At 67.2% G+C, this 18,214-nt stretch carries 15 protein-coding genes; 9 read left to right on the forward strand and 6 right to left on the reverse strand.

The features are described from left to right. Positions 1 to 36: 36 nt before the first annotated feature. The 8 genes from VN11_RS01920 to hglS all read left to right on the forward strand — a co-directional run bounded on the left by VN11_RS01920 (position 37) and on the right by hglS (position 9,731). The gene (locus VN11_RS01920; protein ID WP_053448603.1) at positions 37 to 3,060 is read left to right on the forward strand and encodes a TonB-dependent receptor; all 3,024 of its coding nucleotides are present in this window, start codon (positions 37 to 39) and stop codon (positions 3,058 to 3,060) included. A gap of 53 nt (positions 3,061 to 3,113) precedes the next feature. Continuing rightward, on the forward strand, positions 3,114 to 4,694 hold the full coding sequence (locus tag VN11_RS01925; protein WP_428992459.1) for a serine hydrolase domain-containing protein: 1,581 nt from the start codon (positions 3,114 to 3,116) through the stop codon (positions 4,692 to 4,694). Next, positions 4,627 to 5,340, forward strand: coding sequence for a M15 family metallopeptidase (locus VN11_RS01930; protein WP_053448605.1), 714 nt, complete (start codon positions 4,627 to 4,629; stop codon positions 5,338 to 5,340). Before VN11_RS01925 ends, VN11_RS01930 begins: the two co-directional genes overlap by 68 nt. Before the next feature lie 473 nt (positions 5,341 to 5,813). Continuing rightward, positions 5,814 to 6,185 carry a hypothetical protein gene (locus tag VN11_RS01935; RefSeq protein WP_053448606.1) on the forward strand — a complete coding sequence of 124 codons (372 nt, stop codon included), beginning with the start codon at positions 5,814 to 5,816 and terminating at the stop codon, positions 6,183 to 6,185. A 232-nt stretch (positions 6,186 to 6,417) separates the two neighbouring features. Beyond that, on the forward strand, positions 6,418 to 6,828 hold the full coding sequence (locus tag VN11_RS01940) for an EF-hand domain-containing protein (RefSeq protein WP_004153928.1): 411 nt from the start codon (positions 6,418 to 6,420) through the stop codon (positions 6,826 to 6,828). Between the two features lie 95 nt (positions 6,829 to 6,923). Further along, positions 6,924 to 7,676: an HAD family hydrolase gene (locus tag VN11_RS01945; RefSeq protein WP_008264489.1), complete on the forward strand. Its 753-nt coding sequence runs from the start codon at positions 6,924 to 6,926 to the stop codon at positions 7,674 to 7,676. A 31-nt stretch (positions 7,677 to 7,707) separates the two neighbouring features. Next, on the forward strand, positions 7,708 to 8,196 hold the full coding sequence (locus VN11_RS01950) for a hypothetical protein (protein WP_053448607.1): 489 nt from the start codon (positions 7,708 to 7,710) through the stop codon (positions 8,194 to 8,196). A 170-nt stretch (positions 8,197 to 8,366) separates the two neighbouring features. Next, entirely contained in the window at positions 8,367 to 9,731 is a 1,365-nt protein-coding gene (gene hglS / locus VN11_RS01955; protein ID WP_053448608.1) for a 2-oxoadipate dioxygenase/decarboxylase HglS, read from the forward strand. Between the two features lie 72 nt (positions 9,732 to 9,803). Here the strand turns inward: hglS and VN11_RS01960 are convergent, their stop codons facing one another. Further along, a complete protein-coding gene (locus VN11_RS01960) occupies positions 9,804 to 11,318 on the reverse strand; it encodes an acetyl-CoA hydrolase/transferase family protein (protein WP_053448609.1) in 1,515 nt (504 codons plus the stop codon). Between the two features lie 365 nt (positions 11,319 to 11,683). Between VN11_RS01960 and glnE the strand changes: the two genes are divergently transcribed. Next, entirely contained in the window at positions 11,684 to 14,479 is a 2,796-nt protein-coding gene (gene glnE, locus VN11_RS01965) for a bifunctional [glutamate--ammonia ligase]-adenylyl-L-tyrosine phosphorylase/[glutamate--ammonia-ligase] adenylyltransferase (RefSeq protein WP_053448610.1), read from the forward strand. A gap of 219 nt (positions 14,480 to 14,698) precedes the next feature. Here the strand turns inward: glnE and VN11_RS01970 are convergent, their stop codons facing one another. The 5 genes from VN11_RS01970 to VN11_RS01990 form a co-directional block, all read right to left on the reverse strand. Then, positions 14,699 to 15,259: a queuosine precursor transporter gene (locus VN11_RS01970; protein WP_049412252.1), complete on the reverse strand. Its 561-nt coding sequence runs from the start codon at positions 15,257 to 15,259 to the stop codon at positions 14,699 to 14,701. Positions 15,260 to 15,333: 74 nt separating this feature from the next. Then, complete coding sequence (locus VN11_RS01975) at positions 15,334 to 15,849, reverse strand: hypothetical protein (RefSeq protein WP_053448611.1); 516 nt, start codon at positions 15,847 to 15,849, stop codon at positions 15,334 to 15,336. A 35-nt stretch (positions 15,850 to 15,884) separates the two neighbouring features. Next, positions 15,885 to 16,736, reverse strand: coding sequence for a DUF2145 domain-containing protein (locus tag VN11_RS01980; RefSeq protein ID WP_053448612.1), 852 nt, complete (start codon positions 16,734 to 16,736; stop codon positions 15,885 to 15,887). Positions 16,737 to 16,784: 48 nt separating this feature from the next. Next, positions 16,785 to 17,012, reverse strand: coding sequence for a hypothetical protein (locus VN11_RS01985; protein ID WP_053448613.1), 228 nt, complete (start codon positions 17,010 to 17,012; stop codon positions 16,785 to 16,787). Positions 17,013 to 17,170: 158 nt separating this feature from the next. After that, the gene (locus VN11_RS01990) at positions 17,171 to 18,172 is read right to left on the reverse strand and encodes a mitochondrial fission ELM1 family protein (protein ID WP_053448614.1); all 1,002 of its coding nucleotides are present in this window, start codon (positions 18,170 to 18,172) and stop codon (positions 17,171 to 17,173) included. Positions 18,173 to 18,214 lie beyond the last annotated feature (42 nt).

Here is an 18,214-nt window from a genome sequence, read left to right on the forward strand (position 1 = left end):
TCCACACCATTCAATTCTTGCAGGAGAGAGCAGGGGATGAAGGCTTACAGTATTAAGCGGGCGGCGTTGTGCGTCGCCCTCGGGGCGTGTCTGGGCGTAGTGCTGCCCGGCATCGCGATGGCACAGAATGTGACGGGTGCAGTCGCCGGACGCGCGACCGCTGGTGACCAGGTCACCGTGGTCAGCAGCAGCACCGGCCTGACCCGCACCGTCAACGTCGGTAGCGACGGCAGCTACCGCCTGGGCCAGTTGCCGGTGGGTGACTACCAGTTGCAGCTCAGCCGCGACGGCCAGAAGCTGGGCGATCAGGTTGCCGTCAGCGTTGCTGTCGGCGGTACCACCACGGTCAATCTGGCCAGTGGTGGTGGCGTGACCAATCTTGATGCATTGCAGGTGGTCGGCACCCGCGTGGTCAATCGCGTGGATGTCTACTCCACTGAAACCTCCTTCAACATCAACCGGCAGGAAATCTCGCGGCTGCCGGTGGCTCAGGATCTGTCCGCCGTTGCGCTGATGGCGCCAGGCGTGGTGGGCGGCAACTCGTCGTTCGGTGGCCTGTCGTTCGCCGGTTCATCGGTGGCCGAGAATGCGGTCTTCATCAACGGCCTGAACGTCACTGACATGTATACCCGTCGTGGCTTCAGCACGGCGCCGTTCGCGTTCTTCAACGAGTTCCAGGTCAAGACCGGTGGCTACTCGGTCGAGTTCGGCCGCTCCACCGGCGGCGTGATCAATGCCGTGACCCGCTCGGGCAGCAATGACTTCGAAGGCGGCGTGGAAGTCACCGCCGAGCCCAGCGCATGGCGTGCCAGCGGCGGGGATCATTTCCACCGCGATGGCACTCCCCACTCCTATGGCAGCCGTGACAACAACTCGTTCCTGAAGACCAACGTCTGGGGTTCGGGGCCGATCATCAAGGACAAGCTGTTCCTGTTCGCGATGTACGAAGACCGCAGCGACAAGGGGCACAACACCTCGTCCGATGGCAGCACCTGGTTCAAGAACGACTCGGGCAACGGCTTCTGGGGCACCAAGCTGGACTGGAACATCAACGACAACCATAGCCTGGCGCTGCTGGCTTTCTCCGACGAAGGAGACGTCACCAATGCGTCGTATGGCTACAACTGGAACGCCGACCGGCTCGGCGCCTGGGGCGGCGACTCGGTCACCGAGACCGGCGGCCGCAACTGGTCGGCCACCTACACCGGCCACTTCGGCCAGAACTTCACCGCACGCGCCATGGTGGGCCAGAACAACCAGCGCGCGTTCACCAACTCGTCGCTGGACCAGGCCTGCAGTCCGGTGTTCACCGATAGCACCTACGGCCCGCGCCTGGGCAAGCTGCAGGGGCTGCGCGCCGGCTGCCATCCCACCGGCACGGCGGTGGCCGAACGCGATGACACCCGTGACGTGGCGCGCCTGGACTTCGAATGGCAGCTGGGCGACCACCTGTTGCGCTTCGGCGTGGACCGCGAGTTGATGACCACCAAGCAGTCCACCCGCTACCCGGGCCCCACCGAGCTGAGCTATACCGCTTACGTGGCGCGACCCGGCGACGAAGTGTGGGACGGCGCCAATGCCTTCGTGCCGGCGGGGGTCACCGAAATGCTGCGCGCGCGCAACCGCAAGTCCGGTGGCACCTTCGAGACCGAGGCCAATGCCTTCTACCTGGAAGACATCTGGAACATCACGCCGAATCTCATGCTGAACCTCGGCGTGCGCTGGGACCGCTTTGAAAACCGCACCGCTGCCGGCAAGGCGTTCATCAAGATGGACGACCTGATCGCACCGCGCGTCGGCTTCTCCTGGGACATGCGCGGCGATGGCAGCACCAAGCTGTTCGGCAACGCCGGTCGCTACTACCTGCCAGTCACCAACAACATCAACGTGAACTTCGCCGGTGGCCTGACCGACGAGTACAGTTACTACGTGCTCAACGGCTGGGAGCAGAAGACCTCGCCAACCGGCTCGCCGTACATGGCGCCGATCGTCGGCCAGCAGATCGGGCCGACAGACACGCGCATGAACACCGGCGGTGCCGACCTGCGCCAGAGCGTGGACCGCGACCTGAAGGCGGTCTACCAGGACGAGTACATCCTGGGCTTCCAGAACATGATCAACCAGGCCTGGTCGTGGGGCGTCAACGCCACCTATCGGCGCATGACCCGTGCGCTGGATGACATCCGCATCAACTACACGCCGTGCGGCCCGACCCCGAGCACGCTGTGGCCGATCGCCAACCCGGGCGAGAGCCTGACGATCTGGGGCGACAAGAGCATCGGCTGCGCCAACGAAGGCTGGATCACCATCGATACCGCCAACAGCGGCTATCGCAAGGGCGGCAGCGGCGAGGTGATCGGTTACTCCAAGCCCAAGCGCACCTACAAGGCACTGGAATTCCAGATTGATCGCGCGTGGGACGAGAAGTGGATGTTCAACGCGTCCTACCTGTGGTCCAAGAGCGAGGGCAACTTCGAAGGGCCGGTGAACTCCGATACCAACTACGGTGATACCGGCATGGTGCAGTTCTGGGATCATCCGGCCACCAACGAGCGCTATGGCGTGCTGTTCAACGACTTCCGCCACCAGTTCAAGCTCCGCGCTGCGTATGCGCTGAACAAGCAGTGGTCGTTCGGCACCACGCTGCAGGTGCAGTCGGGTGGCCCGATCACCGCCTACGGCGTGATGTGGCCGAACGACTCCATCGCCGGCGGCAGCACCTCCAGCGAAGGCAGCGGCGGCGGCACCGGCTGGCTGTGCGTGGCTAATTGTTCGGGCCCCTACAACCAGCGCCAGTTCGAGTACAGCCCACGCGGCGCGTTTGGTCGCCTGCCGTGGACCTGGACCATGGGCGCCAACGTGACCTGGCGCCTGCCGGTGGAAGGTATCGACCTCAGCGCCCGGTTGTCGGTGTACAACCTGTTCAACAACCAGAAGACCATCAACGTGCACCAGCGCTATGAAGCACAGCCAGGCCAGTACCGCGAGGCGACCTTTGCTACCGGCACACGCTGGCAGGCACCGCGCTATACCCAGCTGGTGGTGACCTGGAACTTCTGAAGCCAGCGCCGCGTATAGCGTCGAGCGCGCTCGACAGGATGCCGTACGTCCGCTTGCGGAACGTAGTCGAGCACGCACGATGCGGCCTCTGTGCGGCTGCACTGGCGGTGTTTCCGGCTGCGACAGCGCAGCCGGCCGGCACCGCGTCCATCGACGCCGACGTCGTCGCGGTAGTCCGCGCCGAACATCTGCCCGGGCTGGCGATGGCGGTGGTCGAGAACGGACAGGTGGTCTATCGCCATGCGGAAGGCAAGCGCGGCGATGGCGGGCGCATCGATGAGGACACGCTGTTCAAGATCGCCTCCAACAGCAAGGCGATGACCGCCGCGCTGCTGGCGCGGCTGGTGCAGCAGGGCAGGCTGCGCTGGGATGACCCTGTGCAGCGCTATCTGCCGGAGTTCCGCATGCATGACGCATGGGTGGGCCAGCAGATGCAGGTGCGCGACCTGCTGATCCACAACAGCGGCCTCGGCCTGGGTGCGGGCGACCTGATGCTGTGGCCGGAGCCGAACACGTTCACCCGTGCCGATATCATCGCCGGGCTGGCGCATTTGAAGCCGGTCAGCAGCTTCCGCAGCCATTACGCCTACGACAACCTGATGTACGTGGTGGCCGGCGAAGTGGCCGCTGCGGCCGGTGGAAAACCTTATGACCAGCTGATGCGCGAACAGGTATTCGAGCCACTGGGGCTGTCGCGCTGCCAGGTGGGCGCATGGTCGGTGAAACGCGTGGGCAACGTGGCGCAGCCGCATGCCTGGCACGGCGAACGCAACGAAGTGGTGAGCGCCGATGGGGCCATCAGCCCGGACCTGCCCTCGATGGCCGCCGGTGGCATCCGCTGCTCGCTGCGTGACATGACGCGCTGGATGCAGGTGCTGCTGGACCCCGCGCTGGCGCCGGACTGGCTGGGCGCTGAGCAGCGCCGCACGCTGTGGACCCTGCACATGCCGATGCCGTTGAGTGAACGCCAGCGGCGCTGGGACAACGCGCACTTCTACGGCTACGGATACGGCTGGCGGGTGTCGGACATGGACGGGCAGTGGAAGGTGGCGCACACCGGCACGCTGTCGGGCATGTATTCGTCGCTGGCCCTGCTGCCCGACCGCAAGCTGGGTGTGGTGATGCTGATCAACGGCGAGGGCGAGGATGCGCGCACCGCCCTGATGCAGGCCACGCTGAAACGGTTCACCGCCGCGCACGATGCGCGCCCGGCGACGGCCTACCTGGCCGAGCTGAAGGCTGAGCAGGCCACGCGGGCGGCAACCGGCCATCAGCGACCAGCCACTTCCGATGCGCGACAGGCGTCGGCTTCCGATCTGCCACGCTGGCAGGGCCGCTACAACGACCCGTGGCTGGGTCCGGCCTCGCTGTGCCCGGGCAAGGACGGCCTGCGCTTCAGCGTGGACAAGTCGCCCCGGCTGCAGGCCACGGTACTGCAGCTGCAGGGGCGCTGGCTGCTGCGCTGGGATACGCTGGGCGACGAAGCACAGGCGTGGCTGCAACCGGGCGAAGGCCCGTCGCCGACGCTGGACCTGCGCGCCATTGATCCGGACATCGACTTCAGCTATGACTTCCAGGACCTGCATTTCACTCGTACTGGCGATTGCCCTGGCCGCGACAGCCCGCGGCGCTGAGCCGCCGCGCGTTTCAGCGGCCACTGATGCGGCCAGCGCCGGACTGGTGGAGATCCGCACGCTGTCGCCACACATCGACATGGACATCCGCTACGCCGGCGCCAACAACTTCACCGGTGTGCGCGTTCCCGGCTACGAGGCGCCTTCCTGCTATCTGCTGGAGCCAGTGGCGAAGGCACTGGCCCAGGTGGAGCAGGATCTGCGCGCAGATGGATGGGGCCTGCGGATCTACGACTGCTATCGGCCGGTGCGCTCGGTGCAGGCCTTCATGGCCTGGGTGAACGACCCGGGCGAGCTTTCGCGCAAGGCATTGCAGTACCCGGGCCTGGACAAGCCACGCCTGCTGGCCGACGGCTACATCGCCGAGCGTTCCGGCCACAGCCGCGGTGCCACCGTCGACCTCGGCCTGCTGGATTGCCGCAGCGGTACCTGCACGCCGCTGGACATGGGGACGGATTTCGATTTCTTCGGCCCGCGTGCGCATACGCAGGCGAGCGGGTTGAGCGACGTGCAGCAGGTAAATCGACAGCAGCTGGTGCGCGCGATGGCCCGGCGCGGTTTCGTGAATTACCCGCAGGAGTGGTGGCATTACACGCTGCAGCCCGAACCGGACCCCGGCACCGCGTACGACGTCCCCGTACGGTAGGGGTATCGGCAGAGGGTCGCTGCTGTTGGTAGGTGTCGACCTTGGTCGACACGGTAGATCGACGTCATGCCTGGATGCTTTTCGTTTGATCATCGAGATACTCGATTTCGATGGAGATTCATCCACGCATGGCGTGGATCTACCACCAACCGTCATCAGGACTCTGTCGGGGGTGGGGCGGTGTGGGTGGGCAGGACCGTTGGCGCCATGGATGGCGGCATCGAGCCCCCATGGGTGAGGGCGCTTTGCTTGCGAAGCACTGCTTCGCAAGCGCCCGAACGCCCAGCCGCCAGCGGCTGGGCCGGACCCCGGAGGGGGGTTTACGGCGTGTCCTGCCCACCCACATCGTCCCGCCAAACCGTCAGCAGTCCAGAGCCGCATTGGCTTCGGCCGTTGCTTGAAGCCTCCGCGGGTGGAGGGTGCAACCCTGCCGATACCCTTACACTGGCCGCCTTCTCATCCCTGCCCACCCGATGAACCTTCCCCTGCACTTCGGCCTGCTCGGCACCCTGGAAGCTGGCGCCATCGCCCTGCTGGTCGGCCTGCTGGTGTACTTCCTGTGGTCGCGCCTGTGCCGGCTGCTGCACTGGTCGGTGGGCCATGCGATCGGCTGGTCGTGCGTCATCTCGGTGGTGATCTCCACCGGCATCGATGCGTGGAAGCTGTTCTACATGGGCATCGTGCGGCTGGAGTCGCCGCTGTATGCGCGCCTGTTCCTGTCCACCATCCACGATCCGAACGAACTGGGCAGCCGCGTGGTGCTGGAAATCGCCGGTGCGCTGGCCGGTGTCGCCTTGGGATGGGTGATGTTCAGTTCGCGGTCATTGGAAAAAACCGTCGACTGACGCAGGTTTTTCGTTGCCTGCCGGTTAAATCCTGCTGCGCTGAATGCGCAGCTTATGAGCCGCTCACTCCGCCCTAACCAGCGTGCTAATGCATGCGCGCGGGCCAGTGGTTAATCGTGCGTGTTCACGCAGGTCGCGCCGCAAAATCGATTCAGAAACGCGGTGGCAGGGTAGGTGCCGTGCGGAAACAACACGCCGCGCAACACCACCCAATCGGTAGGAGACACCCCTGATGACTATTCGCAACCGCAAGCCCCTGATCGCCCTGATCGTCGCCGCCGGCAGCGTGCTGGCCATCCCGGCGATGGCCCAGTCGGCCAAGCAGCAGGCCGCGCAGGCGCAGAATGAAGCCGCGCAGGCCCAGCAGGCGGCGGCACAGGCCGGGCAGGCGGCTGACCAGGCCACCAACGCGGCCGCAGCGGCCTCGGCACAGGCCAATGGCGGTGGCCAGACCTGGGCCAGCATCGACACCGATGGCAACGGCACCATCAGCAAGAGCGAGGCACAGGTGAACGCGGGCCTCGCCCAGGTGTTCGACCAGGCCGATACCAACAAGGACGGCGAGCTGAGCGCCGATGAGTACAAGGCCTACGTGGCCGCCCAGCAGGCCGGCGCAGGTGCCGGCGCGGCGCAGGGCCGCTGATCCACACCTGATTCGGGAAAACCGGTGCATGGGGACCCGGGCGGCTACGGCCGCCCGGGTTTTTCCCGTCTGTCGGGCCGCTGTATCCTTGGCGGATGAATACCCCCACGCCTGCGCCGTCGCGCGCCATCGGCCTGGTTGGTTTTGACGGTGATGACACGCTGTGGAAGAGCGAGGACTACTACCGCAAGGCCGAGCAGGATTACCTGGACCTGCTGTCGCGCTATGTCGACGTGCACGACACCCAGACCGCCCGCCACCTGCTGGAAGTGCAGCAGCGCAACCTGGCCGTGTTCGGCTATGGCGTGAAGGGCATGGTGCTGTCGATGATCGAAGCGGCCATCGACATCACCGGCCAGCGCATCGACGCCAAGGACATCCAGCGCATGCTGGACATCGGCCATGACACCCTGCGCCACCCGGTCGAGCTGATCGACGGCGTGCGCGCATCGGTGGCGGCCATTGCCGAACAGTACCCGGTGGTGCTGATCACCAAGGGCGATCTGTTCCACCAGGAAGCCAAGATCAAGGTGGCCAACCTGCGCGAGCTGTTCCCGCGCATCGAGATCGTCTCGGAGAAGGACCCGGAAACCTACGCGCGCGTGCTGGCCGAGTTCGACCTGCCGATGCAGCGCTTCGTGATGGTCGGCAACTCGCTGCGTTCGGATATCGAGCCGGTGGTGACCCTTGGCGGCTGGGGCGTGCATACCCCGTACGCGGTGACCTGGGCCCACGAGACCCAGCACGGCGTGGCCGACGACGAACCGCGCATGGTCACCGCCGATACCGCGCACGATTGGCCAGCCGCGCTGGCGGCGATCGAGGCCAAGGCAGCTGCGGCGGCCTGACAGGGGCGGGCGGCTGCGGCAGAATCGGGGCATGAACGTCCGACTGCGCGCACTGATGCTGTCCCTGCTGCTGGCGCCGGCCACCGTGCTGGCCCAGCAGACCGCCGAGCGCTCGGCGGCCTACACCGTGGAAACCGGTGACAGTTGGGTGGATGCCCAGCTGCAGGACATCAACCATTACGCCGAACGCTACCCCGACGCCTTCCTCGATGAGGTATCGCGCTATGCCGGCGTGTCGCGCGGCTACATCAGCGCCTTGTTCACCACCCACGGCTGGCAGGCCGGGGATATCTATTTCGCCTGTTTCTGGGCCAAGGCCAGCGGCCAGACCTGCCGCGACAGCGTGCGCGCCTTCAGCCAGAATCCGGAGGGGGGCTGGGAGGCGGTGGTCAAGCGCATGCCGCGCGCGCCGGACAACCTGCACTACCGCGCCGTGCGCCATGCCATCGTCGCCAGCTATGAGCACTGGGACCGGCCGATCACCCTCGATGCCACCCTGAAGCGCCAGCTGAAGCGGTAGTGCCGGCCGCTGGCCGGCAATTCCTATCCTATGCTCCAGGCATCCAGAGGTTGCCGGCCAGCGGCCGGCACTACCGATTTCCTTCATGTTGCTCTGCATATCGCCGCCGCCGCGCGCTCCGGCGACAATACGGGTTCGAGCTGTTCCCCGTTCCCGTAATCGAGTGACTGATGAGCGCCTCTTTCGTTTCGCCTGATGTGATCCGCCGCCTGTTCGCCCAGGCCATGTCCCGCATGTACCGCACCGAAGTGCCGCTGTACGGCACGCTGGTGGAACTGGTGGAGCGGATCAACGCGCAGGTGCTGGAGCAGGACCCGGCGCTGGCCGCGCAGCTGCAGCGCAACGACGAGCGCGCGCGCCTGGACGAGGAGCGCCACGGTGCGATCCGCGTCGGCACCGTGCAGGAACTGGCGACGCTGCGCCGCCTGTTCGCGGTGATGGGCATGTTCCCGGTCGGCTATTACGACCTGTCGGTGGCCGGCGTGCCGGTGCACTCCACCGCGTTCCGGCCGCTCACCGGTGCCGCGCTGGCACAGAACCCGTTCCGCGTGTTCACCTCGCTGCTGCGCCTGGAGCTGATCGAAGACGAAGCGCTGCGTGCCGAATCGGCGCGCATCCTCGAACGCCGCCGCATCTTCACCGAGGGCGCGCTGGCACTGATCGACCAGGCCGAGCGTGACGGTGGCCTGTCGCAGGCCGACGCCGAACGTTTCGTCGAAGAGGCGCTGGAAACCTTCCGCTGGCACGGCGACGCCACCGTCGACCTGCCGACCTACCACGCCCTCAACAAGGCGCACCGGCTGGTGGCCGACGTGGTCAGCTTCCGTGGCCCGCACATCAACCACCTGACCCCGCGCACGCTGGATATCGACGCGGCGCAGGCGGCGATGATCGAGCACGGCATGGCCGCCAAGGCGGTAATCGAAGGCCCGCCGCGCCGTGCCTGCCCGATCCTGCTGCGCCAGACCAGCTTCAAGGCACTGGAAGAAGCGGTGCATTTCCCGGACAGCGAAGGCGGTGATGCCGGCACGCATACCGCGCGTTTCGGCGAGATCGAACAGCGCGGGCTTGCGCTGACCCCGAAGGGGCGCGCGCTGTATGACCAGCTGCTGTCGCAGGCACGCGATGCCGGTGGCGAAGGCAGTACCGGTGGCGACTATGGCCAGCGCCTGCAGGCGGTGTTTGCCAGCTTCCCGGATGAGCATGACACGCTGCGCCAGGAAGGCCTGGGCTACTACCGCTACCAGCTGACCGACGCCGGCCGCGCCGCGCCGGAACGCGTGGCCGACCTGCCGGCCGAAGTGCTGGTGGCTACCGGCCTGGCCACCGCCGACCCGATCGTCTACGAGGATTTCCTGCCGGTCAGCGCCGCGGGCATCTTCCAGTCGAACCTGGGCGGCGAAGAACAGCGCGCCTATGCCGCGCACGCCAACCGCGAGGCCTTCGAGCAGGCGCTGGGCGCGGCGGTGAATGACGAGTTCGAGATCTACGAGCGGCTGCAGGCCGAATCGCTGGCGGCGCTGCGTACCGCGTGAAGGTAGAGCCGGCCGCTGGCCGGCTGTTCTGGGGAGCCGGCCAGCGGCCGGCTCTACCAGTGTTCGCGGGCCTCAGCCCTTCATCGTGCCGGTATCCAGCCAGCGCTGGTGCCACGACAGCGCTTCCGGCAGCAGGTGCGGGGTGTGCTTGCCGTAGCTCTCGCGGCTGGCACGGTCGAAGTAGTCCTGCAGCTGCGCGCGGAAATCCGGATGCGCGCAGTTGTCGATCAGTACCTGCGCACGCTTGCGCGGGGTCAGCCCACGCAGGTCGGCCAGGCCCTGTTCGGTGACGATCACCGACACGTCGTGCTCGGTGTGGTCGACGTGGCTGGCCATCGGCACGATCGCCGAAATGGTGCCGTTCTTGGCGGTGGACGGGCTCAGGAACGCGGACAGGAAGCCGTTGCGGGCAAAGTCACCCGAACCGCCGATGCCGTTCATGATCCGCGTGCCCATCACGTGCGTCGAATTGACGTTGCCGTAGATGTCCACCTCGATCATGCCGTTCATGCCGATGCAGCCGAGGCGGCGCACCAGTTCCGGATGGTTGGAGATTTCCTGCGTGCGCATGATGATGCGCTCGCGGTAGAAATCGATGTGCTCCTTGAACGTCTCGTTGGCCTGCGGGCTCAACGCGAAGCCGGTGCACGAGGCGTAGCTCAGCACGCCATCGCGCAGCAGGTCGAGCATGCCGTCCTGGATCACTTCGGTGAACGCGGCCAGGTCACGGAAACCACTCTTGGCCAGGCCGGCCAGCACCGCGTTGGGGATGTTGCCCACACCCGACTGCAGCGGCAGCAGGTTCGGCGGCAGGCGGCCCTTCTTCACTTCGTGCTTGAGGAACTCGATCAGGTGCGCGGCGATCTGCTCGCTGGTCGCATCGATCGGGCTGAACGGGCTGTTGCGGTCCGGGCCGTTGGTACGCACCACCGCCACGATCTTGTCCGGGTCGCAGCGCAGCGCGGTGTCACCGATGCGGTCGTTGGCGTTCACCAGCGGAATCGGCTTGCGGTGCGGCGGCAGCGCCGTGCCGTAGTAGATGTCATGCATGCCGTCGACGCCGGCCGGCTGCCATTCGTTGACCTCGACGATCACCTTCTTCGCCAGGTCCAGCCAGGTCTTGTTGTTGCCGACCGAGGTGGAGGGCACCAGCGAGCCGTCCTCGCGGATGGCCGACACTTCGATCACGGCGGTATCGATCTCGCCGTAGAAGCCGAACCACACGTGCTGGGCGACGTGGCTGAGGTGGATGTCGATGTAATCCAGCTTTCCCTCGTTGATGCGGTTGCGCGCATCCGGGTCGCTCTGGAACGGCATGCGCATGGCGATGCCATCGGCCTTGGCCAGCGCGCCATCGAGTTCCGGCGCGGTGGAGGCGCCGGTCATCAGCTTGATCTGGAAGGGATTGCCCTGGGCATGCACCGCTTCGATGCGGCGCGCCAGTTCGACGGGAACGGCCTTGGGATACCCGGAGCCGGTAAAGCCGCTCATGGCCACGGTTTCACCGGGCTGGATCAGCGCGGCTGCGGTCTCGGCGGAGACCACGCGGTCACGGAGACGCGCGTTGGCGATGCGATCAACAGACATGACGACAGTGTTTCTGGGGGGAAACCCGATTATCGGCCATCCTCATCCGTACGGGGGGTTCTACCTTCGTGGAATGGCTTTTCCCCACCGGGGTCACCCGTACCGGTCGGTTTTGTTTTGCAGTGCAGCGTGCAAAGTGCTTTCGCAGCCCGCACGATGGCCCTGCATCCCGACGTGGGGGAGGGAGCAGAGCCCGCTGGCAGTTCGCTGCAAGCGGGCTTTTTTATTGCCTGCCGCCCATTATGAATACGCGGTCTCCATTATCGGTAGTGCCGGCCGCTGGCCGGCAACCTCCGCACCCCTACCGGCCAGCGGCCGGCACTACCGGGTCCGTTGCGCCCCGGCCGGGTCGATACAATCGGGGCATGACACTCGCACCCGCTGAATTGCCCGCTACCCTGCAGCCCCTTGTCGACCGTGCCCTGGCGCGCCTGGCCCAGGTCCTGCCCGAGCCGATCCCGCCCGACCTGCAGCCGCTGCTGACCCGGCTGGCCGTGGCCAGCGACTTCGCGCTGGATACGCTGGTGCGGCAACCGGCGCTGCTGGCACAGCTGGCCGCGCCCGCTTGCCCGCCGATCCCGGCGCCGGTGCTCGACCCGCTGCAGCCCAGCGACTGGCCTTCACAGTTGCGGCGCTGGCGCACGGCGATGTCGACGCGGCTGATCTGGCGCGACCTGGCCGGGCTGGACGACGTGGCACAGACCCTGGCTGGCGCCACCACCTTGGCCGAAGACTGCCTGCGGCTGGCGCTGGACGCGCTGCAGCAGGAGTTCGCGCAACGCCACGGGGTCATTCGCGATGACCACGGCCAGCCCATGCAGCTGGTGGTATTTGGTCTCGGCAAGCTGGGCGGTGGCGAGCTCAACTTCAGTTCCGACATCGACCTGGTCTACGCCTACCCGCAGGGCGGCGAATCCGACGGCCCGCGCGCGCTGGCCGCCGAGGAGTACTTCGCCCGCCTCGGCCAGCGCCTGGCCAAACTGCTGGACGAAACCACCGTCGATGGTTTCAGCCACCGTGTCGACCTGCGCCTGCGCCCGTTCGGCAGCGCTGGCCGCGTTGCGCTGTCGTTCGCGGCGATGGACCAGTACTTCCAGCGCGAGGGCCGCGACTGGGAACGCTATGCCTGGCTGAAGGCGCGTGCCGTGGCCGGCGACATCGAGGCTGGCGAAGGGTGGCTGCAGACCCTGCGCCCGTTCGTGTACCGCCGCTACCTGGATTTCACCGCGCTCGATGGCCTGCGCGAGATGAAGGCGGCGATCACCGCCGAAGTCGCGCGCCGCGAACTGCACGAGGACATCAAGCGTGGTGCCGGTGGCATCCGTGAAATCGAGTTCCTGTGCCAGGCACTGCAGCTGATCCGCGGCGGCCGTGAACCGGCACTGCGCGAGCGTCGCCTGCTGGTGGCGCTGGCGGCACTGGTGGCGGCCGGGCAGATCGCGCCCGAGGATGGCAGCGCGTTGCGCGAGGCCTATCTGTTCCTGCGCAGGCTGGAAAACCGCCTGCAGATGCTGCGCGATGCGCAGACCCATGTGCTGCCCGGTGACACGCTGGACCGTGAGCGCATTGCCATCGGCCTCGGCTACCCGGACTGGGAAGTGCTGCGCGCGGCGCTGGCCGCACAGCAGCAGCGGGTCAGTACCGAATTCGCCGCGCTGCTGGCACCGCGCAAGGGCCAGGCCGCGCCCGATGCGTTGGCCAACTACTGGCGCAGCCTGCCCGACGGCAGCAACGCGCCGTTGCTGGCCGAAGCCGGTTTCCTCGACGCCAACGGCGCCGACCAGTCGCTGCGTGATTTCGCCCAGGGCACGGGTGTGAAGTCATTGTCCGATGCCGCGCGTGCGCGGCTGGATCGCGTGCTGCCGGCGCTGCTGCATGCGGCCACGCGCTCGCCGCAGCCCGATGCCGCGCTCAAGCGCGTGCTCGGCCTGCTGCAGGCGGTGCTGCGCCGGACCAGCTACCTGGCGCTGCTGGACGAACAGCCCAGCGCGCTGGCGCGGCTGGTCGATGTGCTGGCGCGCAGTGCACTGCTGGCCGAGCGGCTGGCCGCCTATCCGCTGCTGCTGGATGAGCTGCTGGACGTGCGCGTGTCCGGGCCGATGCCCGATGCCGCCGGCATGCTGGCCGAGTGCCAGCAGGTGTTGTCGGTGGAAGATCCCGAATCCGCGCTGCGCTGGCTCAACGAAACGCGGCTGGCGCTCAGCTTCCGCATGGCGATGGCCACGCTGGATGGTCGCCAGGGCGCGGTGGACAGCACGCGGCAACTGGCCGAGCTGGCACAGGCGGTGGTGATCACCGTGCTGGCGATGGCCGAGGCGGACATGCGGGCTGCACACGGTGAGATTCCCGGTGGGCGCTTTGCGATCATCGGCTACGGCAGCCTCGGCGGCCTGGAACTCGGCTTCGGTTCCGATCTGGACCTGGTGTTCCTGCACGACAACCCAGCCGGGGTGGACGCCAGCGATGGCGCGCGCCCGCTGGAGCCGGGGCGGTGGTATGCGCGCCTGGCGCAGAAGGTGATGGCGCTGCTTGGCGCGGTCACCGCCGCCGGCCGCCTGTACGACATCGACGTGCGCCTGCGCCCGGATGGCGGTAAGGGCTCGCTGGTGTCTTCGCTGGCCAGTTACACCGACTACCAGCGCGAACGCGCGTGGACCTGGGAACACCAAGCGCTGGTGCGCGCGCGTGGCGTGGCCGGCGATGCCAGCCTGCTGGCCGCCTTTGAGCAGGTGCGTGCGCAGACGCTGGGCCGCGAGCGTGATGCCGGTGTGCTGTATGCCGACGTGTTGAAGATGCGCGGGCGCATGCGCACCGAACTGGACCGCAGCGATGCCGCGCGGCTGGACCTGAAGCAGGGCGCCGGTGGCGTGGTGGATCTGGAATTCCTGCTGCAGACCGGCGTGCTGGCGCGCAGTGCGCAGGTGCCGGCGCTGCTCGAGCCGCGCGACACACCGTCGTTGATCGATGCGCTGGGCGCCGCCGGTTTCCTGCCCGAAGCCACCACGCAGGCGCTGCACACCGCGCACGCGACGTTGTTGGAGGTTGGCTTGGCCTGCACGCTGGATCGGCGGCCACGGCTGGCACCGACCACCCCGGCCATTGAAGAGGCGTGTGCGGCGATCACTTCGGCGTGCGTTGAAGCGAAGCTGCCGTTCGCCTGACAGGCAGCAATGGCCCGGCGATGCCCCGCTGTTGGTAGGTGCCAACCTTGGTTGGCACAACCCATCAGGGTTCATGACCTCGGCGAGAGCGTGCCGACCAACGGTCGGCACCCACCGGATCAATGATCTGACCGTTGGCCTGCTGTTGGTAGATGCCAACCTTGGTTGGCATGAATGCAAAGTGCCAACCAAGGTTGGCACCTACCAGGGCAACGGCGGTCAGCTGGTGGCGCGCAGCGGCGCCATCTTCCACAGCAGTGCGCGGAACGGGGCCAGCAGGCACACGCCGATCGCCAGCTTCACCGCCAGGTCGCCGGCGGCCCAGCTCACCCACGGCAGCGCCGAACCGGCAAACGCGATCGACCAGAAAATGGTGGTATCCACGGTGGCACTGCAGGTGGTGGCCACCATCGGCGCGCGCCACCAGCTGCCACGGCGCAGGCGATCGAACACGGTGATGTCCAGCAGCTGGGCCACGATGAACGCCGAGCACGAGGCAATGGCGATGCGCGGCGTCGCCACCCAGATCGACAGCAGCACCGCCACCAGGAAGCCGATCCACGCCACGCGGCGGGCCGGGCCCGGGCCGAAGCGGCGGTTGATCAGGTTGCTGACCAGGAACGCGACCGGATAACTGAAGGCGCCCCAGGTCAGCCAGTCATTGATCGGGTACTGCACCAGTACGTTGGACAGCAGCACCACCGCGCCCATCGCCAGCACCGCCAGCACCAGGGCGCGCGGGGTCAGCGGGGCAAACACAGGGGCAGGACGCACGGACATGGCGAGCCAGGGAATAAAGGGGATCGCCCATTATCCGCCCGGCCCGCGGCAAATCCAAAACCGCTCGTTCAGTTTTACAGCGCTTCGCTCATCACATCGCCAGCGGCATACGCGGTCGGCACGTACGCCAGGGTCTGGCCCTGTGCGCTCTTCACATTCCAGCCAGCGCCGGCGTCGGTAGGGTCGAAATGCACCTGCTGGCCCACCACGAAGGCGGCGGTCGGGTTTTCGCCCTGTGGCTGCACGGTCCAGCGCAGGGTGGCGGTGTGGTCGGCCTTGTCCGGCACCTGCAGCTGCACCTGGCACTCGCCCTCCGGCGTGGTCTCCACCTTCTTCACTTCCATCGGCGGCAGCGGTACCGCCTTGGTGCGGGTGGCTTTGCCGTTGCGCTCGCTGGCCTTGAACGGCGCCTTGGACAGTTCGGACAGGCCCATCGAGGCCGCCATCGGCAGCGACAGCACCACGAACGAGGTCACGATCACGCTGGCCTGGCTGCTGTTCAACTGCGGCGCAGCGCCCGCATGGACGGTGGGCACCAGCAAGGCGGAAAGCAGCAGGGCAGAGGCAGGAACGCGCAGGCAACGGAACATGGGACCTCCTGGTCGCCAGAAAAAGGGGATGAAATTCACGGAGTGGCCGCGGCCGCACCGGCCACCGGCACATGGGGGATCACCAGTTCCTGCTGCAGCTGGCTGCGCTGGTGCAGGAAGTCGAACACCGATTCCACCGTCACCACCGAGTAGTTGCCGGAGATGCGTTCGCCGGCCGGGTGATCGGTGGTGGTGGCGTTGGCCACGAACAGGCGCGCACCCACGCGCTTGCCCAGGCCGATATGCAGCACGCTGGGCTGGTACTTCTGCTGGCGCAGCCACTGCTGTGCCTGTTCGCGCTTGACGATGGCCGGTGCGCCTTCGCTCTGCGCCATCGCCGCGGCCAGCACTTCCAGCACCCACTGGTTGGAGTTCTGGTAGTCGGTGGCGAACGGGTAGGCCACCACGTTGTACTTCGATTCGTGCAGTGCCTTGGGCTGGATCGAGGGCGATACCAGCATCGCCCGCAGTGCCGCACGCAGCGGCGCGGACGGCACGCCGATGCGCAGGTCGGTGTGGCCGCCACTCTCGCCGACGAAGTTGCCCAGGCCCTCGTGGTACAGCTGCGAACTGTCGGTCTTGCAGCGGTTGAGCAGGTGCATCGCGCGCCAGCGGCCGTCGTCCTCGCGCAGCAGGAAGGCCAGGTGGCTGTGGCGCAGGCCGTAGCGGCTCAGGTCCTGGCCACCGCGCGCGGCGACCACCACGTCCACATCGGGCAGTGCATCCAGGCGTTCGGCGGTGGTCCAGGCCACATCCAGCATGGCGGCCTGTGCGGCCACGCTGGGGTAGCGCTCGCGGCATTCGGTGCTGTTGGCCCAGGCCGGTGCGGTCGCCAGCAGGCAGGCGGTCAGCAGCGCGGCGCGCGGCAGGCGATAGAAACGATCCATGTCAGTACCTTCGACGGCGGTCAGGGCCGCGTGCCGATCATACGCCGGTCAGCGCAGCGGGCGATCCACGCCCTTGCGCTTGAGTTCGCGGTCGCAGGCATCGCTGATCGGGGCCACCGGCAACGGCGGGCGCTGGCCCTTCGGGTCGCGCAGCGCGGGTTGTTCGCGGTACGCGTCCAGCTGCTGCTGGCATTGGTAGGAGATCGGGTCCAGCTCGGTGGGCGATGTGGAGCACGCGACGAGCAGGGCCAGCGGCAGCAGGAGCAGGGTGCGCATGGAGGCGTTCAGAGTGATTGGGGAAGCTGGACTCTAACCGCGCAGGCACATCGAGATGTTCAAAAAACGCTGGGCTGCCATCCACGCGGTAGAGTCGACTGTTAGTCGACTGCTGTTGGCGATACCGCTGAAAACCCCGCGCTGCGCGCGATAGTCGACTAACAGTCGACTCTACCCAATCGACCCTGGTCCTTCGGGTCATTGCACAGGCCCAGGCGCTGCTTTACCTCCGCGGCGATCCGCGCGGTTTCGCGCAGCGGTTCGATGCGGTCGTACTGCCAGTCCAGCCAGCGTTCCTGCAACCGCCCGCGTTCGCGCAGCTGCTGCTGGAAGCGTGCCAGCCGTCCCTGTGCGGTACCCGCCAGCGCCACCATCACCGGCATGCGCGTGGCGCAGGCTTCAGAGAGCAGGTTCACCGAATCCGGCGAGACCACCACGCGGTTGGCCCAGCCGAGCAGGCCGCCATACGGATTCACGCCGTCGCCGCCATCGCCCCAGATCACATGCGGGAGGTCGGCGAAGGTCGCGCGCAGGATCTCGGCCAATGCGGGCGGCGTGCGCCGCGAGGTGGTGGCCAGCAGGCTGCCTCCCTCGCTGCGGATCTGCTCGGCCAGTGCGCGGAACACGCCGACCATCGCGGGTTCGTCCCACGGCGCCAGCGCTGTTGGCCCACCCACCAGCAATGCAGTGCGCGGGCCGGGCAGGGTGCTGAAGCCGGCGAACGCGGCGCGTCCCCAGGCCAGCCAGTCGTCGTCGACCGGGTTGAGGCTGCCGAGCAGGGTCAGCACGTTGCTGCCGCGCAGGGTGTCGTGTTCGGGCACCACCACCACGTCCCAATGGCGGGCACTGATACGCGGATCGAGGATCTGCACCACCTGGCTGCCGCGTGCGCGCAGCACGCGCAGGGCACCGGCGGCCTGGCGGCCACAGCCGATTGCCAGCGCCGGGGCCTCGTCGGCCAGCGTCGCGAAGGCCTCGCCATAGCCGTTCACATCGCCGGGCAGGCGCCGCGGCGACAGCCAGCGCCAGGGCGCGCGCGGTTGCAGCACCAGCGGCCGATGGGTGCCCTGGCGCAGCGCCGAGGCCAGCGCAACCGCCTGGCGGACATTGCCCGCGCGGCCGTCAGTGACCGTCCAGGGTGCGCTCGATCGTTTCACCATTGGCATTAATTCGTTTCAGCCCTGCTGGGTGTTGCAACAGTC

Origin of the sequence: Stenotrophomonas maltophilia, from assembly GCF_001274595.1 — a bacterium.
Classification (GTDB): Bacteria; Pseudomonadota; Gammaproteobacteria; order Xanthomonadales; family Xanthomonadaceae; genus Stenotrophomonas; species Stenotrophomonas forensis.